Origin of the sequence: Flavobacterium sp. HJ-32-4 (genome assembly GCF_022532105.1) — a bacterium.
GTDB lineage: Bacteria > Bacteroidota > Bacteroidia > Flavobacteriales > Flavobacteriaceae > Flavobacterium.
The window spans coordinates 1,054,945-1,070,893 of sequence record NZ_CP092832.1; the positions used below are offsets into that span (position 1 = coordinate 1,054,945).

General features: G+C 52.7%; 9 protein-coding genes. All 9 read left to right on the top strand.

Annotation, left to right across the window (positions count from 1 at the left end):
- The first annotated feature begins 16 nt into the window (after positions 1-16).
- The 9 genes from MKO97_RS04270 to MKO97_RS04310 all read left to right on the top strand — a co-directional run bounded on the left by MKO97_RS04270 (position 17) and on the right by MKO97_RS04310 (position 15,601).
- Entirely contained in the window at positions 17-2,602 is a 2,586-nt protein-coding gene (locus MKO97_RS04270; protein ID WP_241104832.1) for a TonB-dependent receptor, read from the top strand.
- Positions 2,603-2,669: 67 nt separating this feature from the next.
- Positions 2,670-4,037 (top strand): MFS transporter, encoded by a 1,368-nt coding sequence (locus tag MKO97_RS04275; RefSeq protein ID WP_241104833.1) that lies wholly within the window; start codon positions 2,670-2,672, stop codon positions 4,035-4,037.
- Positions 4,037-5,215 (top strand): amylo-alpha-1,6-glucosidase, encoded by a 1,179-nt coding sequence (locus MKO97_RS04280; RefSeq protein WP_241104834.1) that lies wholly within the window; start codon positions 4,037-4,039, stop codon positions 5,213-5,215. Before MKO97_RS04275 ends, MKO97_RS04280 begins: the two co-directional genes overlap by 1 nt.
- Complete coding sequence (locus tag MKO97_RS04285; protein ID WP_241104835.1) at positions 5,212-6,135, top strand: carbohydrate kinase family protein; 924 nt, start codon at positions 5,212-5,214, stop codon at positions 6,133-6,135. The genes MKO97_RS04280 and MKO97_RS04285 overlap by 4 nt, the downstream gene beginning before the upstream one ends.
- 168 nt (positions 6,136-6,303) lie before the next feature.
- Positions 6,304-6,927: a TetR/AcrR family transcriptional regulator gene (locus tag MKO97_RS04290; protein WP_241104836.1), complete on the top strand. Its 624-nt coding sequence runs from the start codon at positions 6,304-6,306 to the stop codon at positions 6,925-6,927.
- Positions 6,928-6,939: 12 nt separating this feature from the next.
- Positions 6,940-8,280, top strand: a complete 1,341-nt coding sequence (locus MKO97_RS04295) for a TolC family protein (protein WP_241104837.1) — start codon at positions 6,940-6,942, stop codon at positions 8,278-8,280.
- Between the two features lie 6 nt (positions 8,281-8,286).
- A complete protein-coding gene (locus MKO97_RS04300) occupies positions 8,287-9,420 on the top strand; it encodes an efflux RND transporter periplasmic adaptor subunit (protein ID WP_241104838.1) in 1,134 nt (377 codons plus the stop codon).
- A 10-nt stretch (positions 9,421-9,430) separates the two neighbouring features.
- Positions 9,431-12,892 carry an efflux RND transporter permease subunit gene (locus tag MKO97_RS04305; protein ID WP_241104839.1) on the top strand — a complete coding sequence of 1,154 codons (3,462 nt, stop codon included), beginning with the start codon at positions 9,431-9,433 and terminating at the stop codon, positions 12,890-12,892.
- 231 nt (positions 12,893-13,123) lie between these two features.
- Positions 13,124-15,601, top strand: a complete 2,478-nt coding sequence (locus MKO97_RS04310; protein WP_241104840.1) for a TonB-dependent receptor — start codon at positions 13,124-13,126, stop codon at positions 15,599-15,601.
- Positions 15,602-15,949: the final 348 nt, after the last annotated feature.

Genomic DNA, 15,949 nt, shown 5'->3' on the forward strand with positions numbered 1-15,949 from the left:
AAGAGTGGGCCTATGGATGGCCTTACTCCTGGTTCAGGTAGCCGTCGCACAGGGCCTGTCGGTCAGCGGAACGGTGAATGATGGCCAGGGGATGCCGCTGGCGGGTGCCAATGTAAAGGCACAGGGCGCCAGTACGGTTTCAGATGCAGACGGACGTTACAAGCTGTCAGGACTGAAACCAGGTGCGACGACGGTCAGCGTATCGTATGTCGGATCGAAAACCCAGGAGCGTTCGTTTGACCTCACATCCGATCGCACCGAAGATTTTACCCTTCAGGATGAGGCAACGTCGCTTGACGATGTCGTGATTACAGGTGTGGTCAATCCACGTTCGAAAGTACGCTCAAGCGTGTCAATTACGTCACTAGATGTGCAACAGGTCCAACAGGCCGCGCCGCGCTCCACTGCCGAGATCTTCCGTACCATTCCGGGTATCCGCTCAGAATCATCGGGTGGGGAAGGTAACTCCAACATCGCCGTACGCGGTGTGCCGATTTCGTCAGGTGGTTCCAAATACCTGCAGATCCAGGAAGACGGCCTACCCGTATTATTATATGGTGACATCGCCTTTTCAACGGCCGATATCTTTACCCGTTTCGACGGAAACGTAGCGCGCATCGAAGCCATCCGTGGCGGTTCTGCGTCAACGTTGGCTTCCAACTCTCCGGGCGGTATCATCAACTTTATCAGCAAGACTGGTAAGACAGAAGGCGGAACACTGAGTTCTTCTTTCGGTTTGGATTACCGCAACTTCCGCACCGATTTCGATTATGGCGGATCATTGGGCAACAATTTCTATTTCCACACCGGCGGTTTCTACCGCAGCGGCGAGGGCGTGCGTGAAGCCGGCTTCAATGCCAATGACGGTGGGCAATTCAAATTCAACATTACAAAAGAATTCGACAAAGGTTCGATCACGGTTTACACCAAATTCCTCAACGACCGCGCGGCTGCCTACATGCCGATGCCAATCAAGGTAACAGGCACTAATTCAAGCCCGACGTGGAGCGACGTAGACGGTTATGACGCCACTACCGGTGCGTTGCAGACACCCTTTTTGACGCAAACGCTCGGACTCGGTTCGAACGGGGCACTTCGCCGTGGAGATGTTCGCGACGGTATGCATCCGGTCAGCAAATCAATCGGTATCAGCGCCAATTTTGAACTGGAAGACGGATGGAAAATCTCTGAGAATGGTCGTTTTTCGTCTAATTCCGGAGCCTTCGTAGCACCGTTCCCTGCTCAGGTAGGTACCGCTGCCGATATCGCCAATTCTTTCGGTGCCGGTTCGACGCTGACCTATGCCAACACAGGCACGGCGTTCAACAACCCGAACGGACTCGTAGCCCGTATCCACATGTTCGACGTCGACCTGAACAACATGAGCAACTTCATGAACGATCTCCGCATCACCAAGAAGATCGAGTCGGCAGGTGTTGGCATTACAGCGGGTTATTTCAAATCCATCCAGAATATTTCGATGTCGTGGTTGTGGAACTCTTACCTGCAGGAAGTATCGGGTTCAGATGCCCGACTCCTGGATGTGACTGATGCTTCCGGCAACTCATTGTCTGAAAACGGATTGTATGCCTATGGTACGCCGTTCTGGGGCAACCTGGCGCGTAACTATGACACCCAATACAACGTAAGCGCCCCCTACCTCAACCTTTCATGGGATGTAACCGATGCGTTGTCATTCGAAGGCGGTATCCGCTACGACCTCGGTCGCGTTACCGGTTCTTTCGCAGGCGGCGTCAGCCGGACGTTTGACGTCAACAACGACGGTGCTATTTCAGCGCCAGAGCAGAATGTGTTCGCTATCGACAATGCCAACGCAACAGCCGTGAACTACGACTATAAGTACACCTCATTTACGTTAGGTGGTACCTATATGTTGGGCGAACAACGCTCGGTATTCGCACGTTTCAGTCGTGGTGGTTCGGCCAAAGCGGATCGTATCCTGTTCTCCGGACTCAACTACCTCGACGGTGACAAAATCAACGCGAAAGACATGTTGACACAGGCGGAGATCGGTTATAAGCAGAAATTCTCGAAAGGCTACGTATTCGCTACATTCTTCACCGCTACTACATCGGAAGAAGGTGGTTACGAAGCGACGACGAACAGCATCATCGAGAACGATTACAAGTCGATGGGTCTTGAACTCGAAGGCGGATACAACCCAACAGCGGAACTGAACCTGCGCGGTGGACTGACCTACACCAAGGCCGAGATCACCTCAGGCGCGAACGACGGAAACGAGCCACGTCGTCAGCCAAAGGTGATGTATAACTTCACACCGAGCTACCAGTTCTCTAAGAATAAAAGCAACCTGATCGGACTTACCTTTATCGGACAGACCAAAGCCTATGCGCAAGACAACAATGAGTTGGTGATGAACGGTTTCCTGATGGTAAACGGGTTTGTAGAGTTCGGTATCACCAAAGGTTTGTCGCTCAACGTTTCGGGCAACAACCTGTTTGACACGCTGGCCATCACCGAAGCGGAGGAAGGCAGCATCACCGACAACGCTACCAATTATGTGAGGGCGAGACCGTTCCCGGGAAGGTCGCTCAGCATGACGTTGTCGTACCGGTTTTGAGTTTTTTCATATTTGTTAAATTGGGGTCCCCTCGCTGCTAAGCCAGGGGACTTTTTACCTACGTCACATGAAAGCATCCAAACACCTCAGCTTCTGGCAGATATGGAATATGAATTTCGGATTTTTCGGAATCCAGTTCAGTTTCGGGCTGCAACAAAGCAACATGAGCGCCATCTACAAATACCTCGGCGCCGACGAGGCCTCGTTGCCGATGCTTTGGCTCGCAGGCCCGGTCACCGGATTGGTGTTGCAACCCATCATCGGTGCCATGAGCGATGCGACCTGGTCAGAACGGTTCGGACGACGGAAACCCTATTTCCTCATCGGGGCGCTGGTGTCGAGTATCGCGCTGGTGCTGATGCCGTTTTCATCTGCGCTGTGGATGGCCGCCGGACTGCTCTGGATCCTTGATGCGGCGAATAACATTGCCATGGAACCCTATCGCGCTTTTGTGGCCGATCGCCTCGAAGAGAAGCAGCATTCGATCGGTTTCCTGATGCAGAGTTTCTTTACCGGTTTAGGCATCACCCTGGCGAATTTTACCCCGGCACTCCTGGTGGGGTTCGGCGTGTTGACGTTGAATGGCAAACTGTCGAACGGTATTCCGGTATACACCTACTGGGCCTTCTTCATAGGTGCCGCAGCTGCGTTGCTTTCTGTTTTACTTTCCGTATCCACGACCCGCGAATTTCCACCTGACGAAGACGAACGACGATTGTTGGAAGAAGCGCGGAAGAAAAACCTTTTTGCCCGCACGTTCGGCGAAATCGGTACCGCCATGAAAGAGATGCCCTTGACGATGAAGCAACTCATACCCGTGAAGTTTTTTACCTGGTATGCGATGTTTTGTTATTGGGAATACATCACCTCGGCGTTGTCATCGTCGATTTTCCACACAACCGACCAGCATTCGGAAGGCTTTTCACAGGCGCAGCTACTCACCGGAAACCTCAACGGAACCTACAATGTCATCTGCTTCCTGTGTGCGTTTGCCTTAGTACCACTCGCCTTGAAGATGGGCGCCAAACGCGTGCATTTTCTGGCACTGGCACTGGGCGGCGCCGGTTTACTGCTGCTGCCGATGCTCGACCACGGCACCCAGCTTATCGAGTTGCCCAATCCGTTTGGCACGCCACTTTCCATCAGTCAGGTCTACGTGTACCCCATCGGTCTGGGCATTGCCTGGGCCTCGATGATGGCCATGCCGTATCAGTTGCTGGCAGCGTCGATTCCGAAAGAGAAACGCGGCGTTTACATGGGAATCTTCAATATGTTTATTGTCATACCGATGATCATCCAGATCATTACGATGCAGTATTTTGTATATGACTGGCTTGGACAGGATCCCGTTGCGGTGATTCGCATGGCTGGAGTTTTCCTGATCCTGGGTGGACTTTTCAGTTTACGTATTAAAACCCCAAATACGGCAGGCTGATGGTTATAGCACAGTATACAGACGCGATTTCGCTGCTTCAGCGCGTGCGGTCGCCGCATGGGTTCCTGGCCAGTGCCGCCGAAACCGATAATTACCATCGGGTTTGGGCGCGTGACGGCGTCATCTGCGGGCTCGCTGCGTTGGCGTCGGGTGATACGCAGTTGATGGAGGGCTTCCGGGCCACACTCCAAACGCTGGCGAAGGCCCAACACGAAAGTGGTACGATTCCGTCGAATGTAGCGGTGGGCCAAGGAAAAACCGACATTAGTTACGGCGGATTGGCAGGCCGTGTCGACAATGCGTCCTGGTTCGTAATCGGGGTCTGTGCATATGCTCACGCCGCAGGCGACGAAGCATTCGCGAAGGAAATGGAGACGCCTATCAGGCGGTGTCTTACCCTGATGCAGGCGTGGGAGTTCAACAACCGCCATTTGATGTATGTGCCCCTGTCAGGTAACTGGGCAGACGAATACATAACGGAAGGGTATACCTTATACGACCAATTACTCCGAATCTGGGCGTTGCGGTCGTTTTCGAAATGCTACCGCGCTCCCGAGGCACGGCAAAAAGCAGATGCGATTGCGGAAACGGTCGTCCGGAATTTCACTGCCTACGGTGCAGGCGCCTACTACCATGAAAAAGCCTATGCCGCCGCTTCTTTCACACCCTTTGCCCCCTGCTGTTTTACGCCGGCTGGTTATAAACCCCAGTTCGATGCCTTTGCCCACGCGCTTTTTTTATTGTTGGATGTATGGCCAACGGAGGCACGTCCTTCTTTACTTGAGCATTGCAAAAAGCTGGCGGCTGCCCTGCCCCTTGGGATGCTTCCCGCTTTCTGGCCCCCGGTGCAGCCGGGCGACGCCGAATGGAACCTGCTGGAAAACAATTGTAAGTACGAGTTCCGCAATTTCCCGTATGAATTCCACAACGGCGGAAGCTGGCCGATGGTCAACGGTTTTTATGGCATGGCCCTGGTGGCATCCGGCGAACGGGAGGCTGCCGAAACACTATATAACGCCATCGCATCGGCGAACGCCCAAAGCGACGGTGGGTTCTATGAGAACTTCCACAGCCAGACCGGCGCACCCATCGGCGTGCCCCATTGCAGTTGGTCGGCCGCCGGACAGTTGCTGTTGCACCAGTATTTATACCAAGAATTTAAATTCGATTTTTCGTGAAGCCCCACATTGACATCATTTCTGCAGGCGAGATATTAATCGACTGCATCGGCGCTGAGATCGCGTCGTTGCCGCATACCCGGGAGTTTCAACGGTTTCTGGGCGGATCGCCGACGAACGTGGCAGTCAACGCGTCACGACTTGGGCTTAACGTGGCGTTGGTGGCTACGATCGGTCAGGACGCGTTTGGCGTTTTTGCCGGACGGAAACTGGAAACGACTTCGCTTGACACCACCTACCTACGCCGCACGACCGACCAACCCACCTCCGTGATTTTTGTGTCGCGTTCGATAGCGACGCCTGATTTCATTCCCTACCGCGAGGCGGATCGCCATATTCTGCCCGAGCAACTGCCGGACGAACTATTGCGGAATGCCTCGATTTTCCACACTACCTGCTTTGCCCTCAGCGCCCAACCGGCCCAACAAACACTACTCGATGCGGCCCACAAGGCATCGCGATGGGGTGTGCAAACCAGCCTCGACCTGAATTATGCCGCGCGCATTTGGCCGGATAGGGAAGAAGCACACCGCGTGGTAGCCCGCTATATGGAGTCGAAGCCGTTGTTGAAAATAAGCGATGACGATGCCCTGCGGTTCTTTGGTGTGGCGTTGGAGGATGACGCCCTTTTTGCCTATTTCCATGCCCATGGCGCGTCGACGATCTGCCTGACGAAAGGCAAAGACGGTGTCGTCGTGTCGGATAAAGAGCAAGGCCTGTTGCGCCGACCTGCCGAAACCGTAGAGGCGGTTATTGATGCCACTGGTGCCGGTGATGCGTTCTGGACGGGCTTCCTTTTTGCACGACTCAAAGAGCGGTCACTAGATGACTGCATCGGCGCCGCCCAACGACTGGCCGCCATGAAATTGCAGCATATCGGGAAGATACCCGATCACCCCGATCTGGCATCACTCCTGTAAGATTGAGTTGGTTTGATTTGATTCCGCCTGGCATCCGAACGAAATACGGACCGCCAGGCGGATTTCGTTTTCTATGTTACCGCTCTGTTAAAAAAACGTGAAAACCATGGAAACTTTTTTTGTATTCAAAGTTTCCATTCTACTTTTGTACCCGAATTACAAAGGTTTATGAAAGATAAGATCGTAAGCAGGGCGACCGACATGTTCCTGAAGCTGGGCTTCAAGAGCATCACGATGGACGATATCGCCAGCGACATGTGCATCTCAAAGAAAACCATTTACAAGTTCTTCACCAATAAGGAACAACTGATCGTAGAAGCGGCCAACCTCGTTCACCGGACGGTATATGATGCCATAGACCAAACGATGAAGAGTGGTTTCAACCCTGTTGAGGAGAACTTCGAGGTACGCAAGACGTTCAAGGCGATTTTCCAGGCGGTAGAAAAATCACCGCTGTACCAACTCAAGAAGCACTATCCGGAAATCTACCATGAAGTGGTGCACCGCGAACGCGACGTCTGCCACAGTTTTATGCGGGAGAACATCAAGAAAGGTATCGCAGAGGGCTATTACCGTCCGGATACGGATGTTGAAAGTGCCGTGGAGTTCTATTACACCATCGTCTTCCACATAAATGAAACGAATGTCTACGAGCGTGATGCGTATGACAAAGAGCTTGCAGCCCTGATCTATCACACCCGCGCCATCGCCACGGATAAAGGGGTGGCCGAACTAGAACGCCAGCTAGCCGTACATCCGGAAGGCAACCCATCAAACGAAACACAAATCTAATCGCTCTGTTATATGAAACAACTCACCCTACTCTTTTTCTTCATCCCGCTGCTGTCTGTGTTTTCGCAGGACGGAAAGCCACAGGCCTTTTCGCTCCGGGACGCGATTTCTTATGGACTGGAGCACAACTACGACGCCGTAAACGCGTCTCGTGATATCGATAAGGCGAAAGCCCGCAAGTGGGAGACCACGGCAGCCGGACTTCCGCAAATCAACGGAAATGTGAACTACGTCAACAACTTCAAACTACAGAAATCGGTTATTCCGGGCGAGATCTTCGGCGGGGCTCCCGGTAGTTTCGTTGAGGTGGCATTCGGCACACGCCACACCATGGCCGCCAGCGCTACCCTCAGCCAGTTGATTTTTGACGGTTCGTATATCGTGGCCTTGCAGGCGGCGAAGACCTATCTGGCCTACTACCAAAACGCCAAACAGAAAAGCAACCTGGAGATTCGGGAGCAGATCATCAACGCCTACGGAACGGTTTTGATGGTAGAGGAAAACATCCGCATCCTCGAAAGCAACCAGTCCTCCTTGCAAAAAACCTTCGGGGATACCCGCGAGACGTTCCGCAATGGATTGGTTGAGGAAGAAACGGTAGAACAATTGCAGATCACACTTGCGTCCGTCCAAAGCAGTCTCGACAATGCCCGTCGCCTGCGCGATATCGCCTACGAGATGCTGAAACTCTCGATGGGTATCGACCTGTCTGAGCAGATTGTGCTGACCGACCAACTCGACACGCTGACGACGTCTAATATGGACCTGGCGCTCACGCAACCGGCGTTCAACGTCGAAAATAACATCGACTACCAAATCGCTAAGAACTTCCGCGACCAACGGTTGTTAGAGTACAAGCTCGAACGCAGCAAGGCCCTTCCGTCGCTGTCGGCGAATGTGAACCTGGGCACCAACGCATTCGGCAACCAATTCGACTTTTTCCAGGGCGATAAAAAATGGTTCGATTATTCGAACGTGGGCGTCACCCTCAACGTGCCGATCTTCAGCAGCTTCGGACGTAAAGCGCGTACCGACCAGGCCCGCATCGCGCTTGAACAGTCCAAAACGCAGCTTACCCAGGCAGAACAGGCATTGCGCCTCGAGTTCGAACGCGCGAAAAGCGAATACGACTTCAGTATCTCCCAATACCAAACCGCCAAAGAAAACCTGGCCCTGGCCGAACGTATCGAGCGCAAGCAACAAACCAAGTTCACCGAAGGTCTTTCGTCGAGTTTTGACCTGAGCGACGCCCAGCGCCAGTTGTATTCCGCCCAACAGCAATACCTCCAGTCGATGGTCGACATCATCAACAAAAAAGCCGCATTCGAGAAAATTATCAATCAGTCTAAATAAACAAACATGAAAAAACTATCACTATATGCTGTTGTGGCGCTGTTCGCCGTTTCATGCGCCAAAGATGCGAAGAGCCTCGACAGTATGGTCGAGAAGAAAGATACGGCTGCCATAGCGGCACGTAAAACCGAACTGGAAGCCGAACTGGCCAAAGTCGACTCGGCCCTTGCCAAATTGCAGGGCACCAAGGTTGAGCAGGCATTGGTTTCCTTCTACACCGTCAAAGACACCGTCTTCAACCACTTTGTAGAAGTGCAGGGAAGCGTGGATACAAAGCAGAATATCATCATCTATCCGGAGTTTGCCGGTACGTTGGAGGCGGTTAACGTGAAGGCCGGACAACGTGTCACGAAAGGACAGGTGCTGGCCCGCATCGACGACGGCGGATTAGGACAACAGGTCGCCCAGTTGGAAACACAGGCAGCCCTTGCCAAAACCACCTTTGAGCGTCAAAAGCGTCTGTGGGACCAGAAAATCGGTTCAGAGATCCAATACCTGCAAGCCAAAACCAACATGGAGGCCCAACAAAAAGCAGTTTCCCAGGTGAAAGCGCAATTGGCGAAAACCGTCGTACGGGCGCCGTTCACCGGCACCATCGATGAGGTAATGGGCGAGCGCGGACAGGTCGTGGCACCGGGCCAGGGACTCATGCGCATCGTGAACCTGTCGGATATGTATGTATCGACTACCGTGCCTGAAACCTACGTCGGGAAGCTGAAAGTAGGTACACCGGTTGAAGTAAGCCTTGCAGCACTCAACAAAACCTACCAGGGTAAAGTGCGCCAGGTGGCCAACAACATCAACCCGGCGAACCGCAGCTTCGGTATTGAGGTAGCCGTTCCGAATAGCGACAACCTGTTGCGTCCGAACCAGTCGGCCAAGCTAAAAATCGTTGATTACACCTCAAAATCGGCCACAGTGGTGCCTACGAGTGTCATCCAGGAAGATGGCAAAGGAACAAAATTCGTATTCGTAGTGGAAGGCGGCGATGCCAAAAGCGGCGTAGCGAAGAAAACCCCTGTGAAAGTGGGAAGCAGCTCGGGCAACTCCACCGAAATACTCTCTGGATTGAAAGAAGGCGACCGCGTGGTAACCGAAGGTGCCAATTCGATCTCAGAAGGCATGAAGCTCAATTTCTAATACCTACCACATGAGCCACGAAAATAAAGAATTCAGTATATCGAGTTGGGCGATAGAAAACCGCGTGACGGTCTATATCGTAACCGCTCTGATCGTCATCACCGGCCTGATTGCCTATGTGACGATGCCCCGCGAAGACTTCCCGGAAGTCATCGAAAACAAGATTTATGTCTCGACGGTCTTTCCGGGTAACTCCGCCGAAGACGTAGAGAAACTGGTTATTAAACCGCTTGAGAAAGAGTTCAAGAACATCAGCGGCGTCGACAAAATGACCTCCTCTTCCTTCCAGGATTACGGCATGATCATCGTCGAGTTCGCAGATGCCGTCGGCATTGAAGAGGCCAAGACCAAGATCAAAGACAAGGTCGATGAGGTGAAAGCCGATACCGACTGGCCCAACCTTGACAACGGAAGTAAGGTCGAGCCGAGCGTGTTTGAATTGAACATTTCAGAAGAAGTGCCGATCCTGAACATCAACCTCGAGGGGAATTATACCACCCAACAGTTGAAGCAATACGGCGAGAAACTGCAGGATGACATCGAGGAAATTCCGGAAGTCAAAAAAGTAGACATCCTCGGCGTCGATGACAAAGAAGTGGAGATCGCAATCGACATCTTCAAGATGACTGCCGCCCAGGTATCCTTTGACGACATCCAGCAGGCGGTAAAAGGGGAAAACGTGACGCTTTCGGGCGGTAACCTTATCTCGCAGGGTTCCCGCAACAACATCCGGATCGTAGGAGAAATCCAACAGCCATCCGATCTCGAGCATATCATCGTGAAATCGCAGGGCGGAAATGTTGAACTGAAAGACATCGCCACCATATCCTTCAAAGAGAAAGAGAAGACGACCTATGCCCGTGAAAGCGGCAATGAAGTGGTCATGCTCAACGTGAAAAAACGGTCGAACATGAACATGATTTCGGCCATCGAACAGGTGAAGGAGCGTATTGAAAAGGCGAAGGAGTCCTACCTTCCTGACAACCTGAAACTGACGCTGACCAACGACCAATCGTCGCGCGTAGAGCACCAGGTAGACGAACTGTCGAACCACATCATCTTCGGTATCATCCTCGTAATGATCGTACTGATGTTTACGATGGGACTCCGGAATTCCCTCTTCGTAGGAGCCGCCATCCCATTGTCGATGCTCATGGCCTTCAGCTTCCTGTCGATGTTCGGGCTTACGCTCAACACGATGGTACTCTTTGGTCTTGTAATGGGACTCGGGATGCTCGTAGACGACGGTATCGTGGTCGTCGACAACGTCTTTGCCAATATGAAAAAGGGCCTCCCGCGGATACAGGCATCGAAGATCGGTATCGGCGAAATCGCCTGGCCGGTTATCTCGTCTACCGCTACCACGTTGATGGCGTTCCTGCCGTTTGCGCTGTGGCCGGGTACGATGGGTAAATTCATGAAGTACTTCCCGATCACGCTCACCGTGACGCTGACGGCCTCGCTGTTTGTGGCGATGGTGGTGAATGCCGCGATGACGGGCGGTTCAATGGAAGTGGAAGACAAAAACATCTCCAACAAAAGCATCAAACGCTACTCGATTATCTTCATCATCCTGGCGGTCGTATTCGTAGCGGTCGGAAACATGAACGATTCGAAAGGCGCGAAAGCGATCGGTCACTTGTCGATCATTGCACTGGGCTTGATGTGGTTGTATAAAATCCGATTGTATAAATGGACACAGGATTTCCAACACGGATTTTTCCCGCGGATGGAAGACCGCTACAAGCTCTTCCTGGCCCGCATCCTGACCGGCCGTCGCGCATGGTATGCCTTGGGAGGCATTATCGGGATGTTGTTCCTGTCGTTCATCCTGTTGGGTATTTTCCCGCGGAAGACCCTCTTCTTCCCGGATAACATCCCGAACCAGGTCATCGCCTACATCGAATATCCGCAGGGAACCGACATCTCGAAAACCAATAAGGCGACGCTTTTTGTGGAGAAGCAGATTATTGACATCGTAAGCAAATACTACGATAAAAACGAAAAACGCAACTTCCTCGTCGAATCGATCGTATCGCAGGTAGGGGTGGGCGCCGGTAATCCGAATGTCGACGCCGGCTCGGCTTCTGAAACGCCTTTCAAGGGAAAAGTGACGGTGAACTTCCGCGAATTCAAGTTCCGTCGTGGTATCAATACGGCCGATGTATTGGAAGAAATCCGCGGCAAGGTAAAAGGCATTCCGGGTGCGACGGTGACGGTAGAGAAAGATTCTAACGGTCCACCGGCCGGTTATCCGATCTCCATCCAGTTAACGGGTGCTGACTACGACCGCATGCTCGCAGAAGCGGACAAGATGATCCAATTCATCGAAGACAAGCACATCCCGGGTATCGAGAAACTGCAAGTGGATGTGAACAAGGAAAGTCCGGAACTACAGGTAGTAGTCGACCGCGTCAATGCCGGAAGTATCGGCGTTACCACCGGCCAACTCGGCTTTACGTTGCGTCGTTCGCTGTACGGACAGGAGATTTCGACCTATAAAGAAGGCGACGACGACTACAACATCGTGATGCGTCTGTCGGAAGACCAACGCAGGAATGAAAGCGTGCTGTTTAACCAGTCGATGACTTTCAAAAACATGAACACGGGCCAGGTGATGCAGGTGCCGGTATCGGCCGTATCAGCCAACGAAAAGACCCTGACCTACAACCAGATCAAGCGCAAGAACCAAAACCGTATCATGACAGTGTATTCGAACGTATTGACCGGATACAACGGGGATGAGATCACGAAGAAGATCGCGGAATACCTGCAGGGATACCAGCTTCCGAAAGACGTAACCTATTCGTTCTCGGGCGTGCAGGAAGAGCAGGGTAAGAACCAGTCGTTCCTGATGTATGCGTTGTTCCTCGCCATGGCGGGCATCACGCTCATCATCGTGTTGCAGTTCAACTCGGTGTCGAAGACCGTGGTTATCCTCTTTACGGTGGTGCTGAGCTTCTCGGGTGTGTTCTACGGTTATGTGATTGCGGGGATGGACTTCGTCGTACTGATGACGATGATGGGTATTATCTCGCTGGCGGGTATCGTGGTGAAGAACGGTATCGTGTTGATGGACTTCTTCGTCTTGCTTATGGACCAGAAGGTGCGGGATAAGAAGGGTGAATCGCATGACGACCTGACGCTTGACGAAATCAAGGAGGTCATCATCGAATCAGGGAAGTCGCGTCTGCGGCCGGTGTTGCTGACCGCGACAACGGCGGTGCTCGGACTCATTCCGTTGGCGATTGGGTTGAACTTCAACTTCTTTACGCTCGTCACCGATCTGAATCCGCACATCTTCATCGGTGGTGACAACGTGATTTTCTGGGGCCCACTTGCGTGGACGATCATCTTCGGACTGACCTATGCGACCATTCTGACCCTCGTGATGGTGCCTGTAATGTTCTTCCTGGTAAAACGGACGAAGTATTACTGGCGTGACCGTCGCCTGGCACAAGCCGCCTCTTAGTTTTTATATATACATAGTTGGAAGCCGTCGGATCACTCCGACGGCTTTTTTTATAAAATACTACAAATGATGCCCTCATTTTAAGACATAAAAGACAAAACCAAAAATCACGAACGCGATTTAGATTTTATTTAGAATAATTAAAAATAATTTGCACAACCCAGACAAGGCTTCTATTTTTGCGTTGTTTAAAATTATTCTAAATAGATGAAAGCAACCTACCTAATTCGCATGGCAGCCCTTCTGGTCTTCGGATGGGCGTCGGCACAAACGGCCTCGATCAGCGGCGTTGTAACCTCGGATGGCAAGACCCCTGAAGCCAACGTAAACGTATCCCTTAAAGGAACCACGGTTGGTTCGGTGACCGATGCCCGGGGTTTTTATGAAATCCGCAACATCCAGCCGGGTACGTATACCCTTCGCATCACGTCTATCGGCTTTGCCACCCGTGAACGCGCCTTTACCCTGAAAGCGGGCGAGCAGTTGGTCGAGAATATCACGCTGACGACAACCGCCGAAAACCTTGCGGAGGTATCGGTAGAAGGTGCCGCACGGAAGAACCCGTTCGGACGCAAGGAAAGCGCGTATGTGTCGAAGATGCCGTTGAAAGACATTGAGAACCCCCAGGTGTACAACACCATTTCGGCGGAGGTGCTGAAAGAGCAGGTGGTGACGAATTTTGACGATGCCCTCAAGAACGCCCCGGGTATCGACAAACTATGGGAATCTACCGGACGTGGCGGCGATGGAGCCGGTTATTTCTCCCTTCGCGGTTTTGCCGTGCAGCCGACGATGATGAACGGACTTCCGGCCCTTACTGCCGGATCGCCGGATCTCGCCAACCTTGAGCGTATTGAAGTCGTCAAAGGTCCTTCAGGAACACTGTTTGGAAGTAGTTTGATTTCGTATGGCGGACTTATCAACCTCGTGACGAAGCGCCCGTATGAGTACTTCGGTGGCAATATATCCTACACCGGTGGTACGTTCGGCCTGAACCGCGTTGCGGCGGACATCAACGCCCCTATTGGCGAATCGAACAAGGCATTTTTACGGGTGAACACCGCCTACCAGCGCGAGGCGTCTTTCCAGGATGCCGGGTTCCGTCGCTCGTTCTTTTTCGCTCCGACATTGGCGTACCAAGTGAACGATAAGGTACGTTTTGATGTGAATGCGGAGTTCTATAACGGCCGCAACACCAACCAAACGATGCTGTTCCTCGACCGTTTCTCACCGCTTCGCGCCACGAACATCGACGAATTGGGCTATGACCGCAAACGGTCGTACACCAGCAACGACCTGTATATCGACACCCCGACCTACAACCTCCAAGGGCAAATGACGTATAAAATCAATGGCAACTGGACCTCCCAAACCGCCATCTCCCGCAGCTCGACGCAGTCGAAAGGGTACTACTCGTATCTCTACGAAGGCACGAGTTTCATTGAAGCGGCTGCCGGTACGACGCTTGACGGCATCATCCTGGCGCGTTACACCAGCAAACAGGATTTTGAGACCATCGGAACCGACATCCAACAGAATTTCATCGGCGAATTCCAAATTGGGAAATTCAAGAACAAGTTCATCGGCGGACTCGATTATTTAAACCTGAACCAGATTTCGAACAGCACCGGTTATGGCGCGCAGGGGTTTGTGAACTTGGGCGTGGACGAAGCGATTTTCCAGTCGCTGTTACCGGCTCTGCACGGAACGGCTATTCCTATTGGCGGTGCCGTAGGTGACTCGGGCGTGCTGACACAGGCCGGTGCCGATGCAGGTATCGCCGCTTTGGGTAACAGCAGTGCGCGTCCGTACAAAACCAAACAAGAGATTTTCAGCGCCTACGCCTCGAACGTCTTCTACCTGTTGCCGAACCTGTCTGCCATGGCCAGTATCCGCGTCGACCGCTTCAACAATGAAGGTAACCTGTCGACCGACGCCGACAACTACGACCAAACGGCCTGGTCGCCGAAATTCGGAGTGGTGTACCAGCCCATTCAAGATAAAATTGCCCTTTTTGCCAACTATCTCAACGGATTCTCGAACGTAGCGCCGGCCTCGGATATCGTCGGTGGCACCACCATCCCGCGTACCTTCAACCCCGAGCATGCCGAGCAGTTTGAATTCGGTACCAAAGTAAACTTCCTCAATGATCGTGTTACAGGTTCCATCAGCTACTACAACATCGACGTGCGCGACATGGTGTATACGATTTACGCTGATAATGCAACTCCATTCCCTGACCAGATCAATGTGCAAAACGGCCGCCAACGCAGCAAAGGCATTGAGGTGAGTCTGACGGCCAACCCGATTGACGGGCTCAACATCATCGCGGGTTACAGCTATAACGACAGTAAACTGATCGAAGGCGATCCGGATTTCCAGGGGAAACGGCCGGAAAGCGCAGGGCCGCAAAACCTCGCCAACCTTTGGGCCAGCTACCGCTTTGGTGCGGGTGCGCTGAAAGGTTTCGGACTGGGCTTCGGCGGGAATTACGCCAGCGAAAACAAGATCATGAACCGCAACCTGGCCGGCACCTTCCGTCTTCCGGAGTACACGGTGCTGAATGCCTCCGCCTTTTACGATCTCGAGGCATTCCGCTTTACGGTGAAAATAGACAACCTCACGCAAGAGGCGTACTATAAAGGTTGGTCGACCATAAGTCCGCAACGCCCACGGGTGTTCTCAGCCGGTATGACCTACAATTTCTAATTCCAACAGGACCTGCCCGTGTGTGGCAGGTCCTTTTATTCCTATGCTGACGCTTACGTTTTTTCTAACAACCGTGTCTTATGGGTTGTGGTATGCGACCTCCACGAAGACACCCCCTTTGCATCCGGTATTTTCAAAGGGGAGGCGGGCCCGCGGGTTTTTTCGACTCGTGGCTTGCGGCGTTTTAGGCCTGTCGCTACTTACTTCGATTCAGGGCTATGGCACGGTCGCCGGCGTGTTAGTGTCGGTCATCATGCTTACCGCTGTGGGCGGAAGTATGGTGGTGCTCGTGCCGTTACGCGTGGTCCGATGGCCGCAACTGGCATGCCTTTTTCTTGGCTTTTTCCT

What these genes read in the sequence shown, in the direction of transcription:
- MKO97_RS04300 (WP_241104838.1), top strand. Translation starts at nt 8,287, where the DNA reads ATGAAAAAACTATCACTATATGCTGTTGTGGCGCTGTTCGCCGTTTCA.
- MKO97_RS04270 (WP_241104832.1), top strand. Translation starts at nt 17, where the DNA reads ATGGCCTTACTCCTGGTTCAGGTAGCCGTCGCACAGGGCCTGTCGGTC.
- MKO97_RS04290 (WP_241104836.1), top strand. Translation starts at nt 6,304, where the DNA reads ATGAAAGATAAGATCGTAAGCAGGGCGACCGACATGTTCCTGAAGCTG.
- MKO97_RS04275 (WP_241104833.1), top strand. Translation starts at nt 2,670, where the DNA reads ATGAAAGCATCCAAACACCTCAGCTTCTGGCAGATATGGAATATGAAT.
- MKO97_RS04305 (WP_241104839.1), top strand. Translation starts at nt 9,431, where the DNA reads ATGAGCCACGAAAATAAAGAATTCAGTATATCGAGTTGGGCGATAGAA.
- MKO97_RS04280 (WP_241104834.1), top strand. Translation starts at nt 4,037, where the DNA reads ATGGTTATAGCACAGTATACAGACGCGATTTCGCTGCTTCAGCGCGTG.
- MKO97_RS04295 (WP_241104837.1), top strand. Translation starts at nt 6,940, where the DNA reads ATGAAACAACTCACCCTACTCTTTTTCTTCATCCCGCTGCTGTCTGTG.
- MKO97_RS04310 (WP_241104840.1), top strand. Translation starts at nt 13,124, where the DNA reads ATGGCAGCCCTTCTGGTCTTCGGATGGGCGTCGGCACAAACGGCCTCG.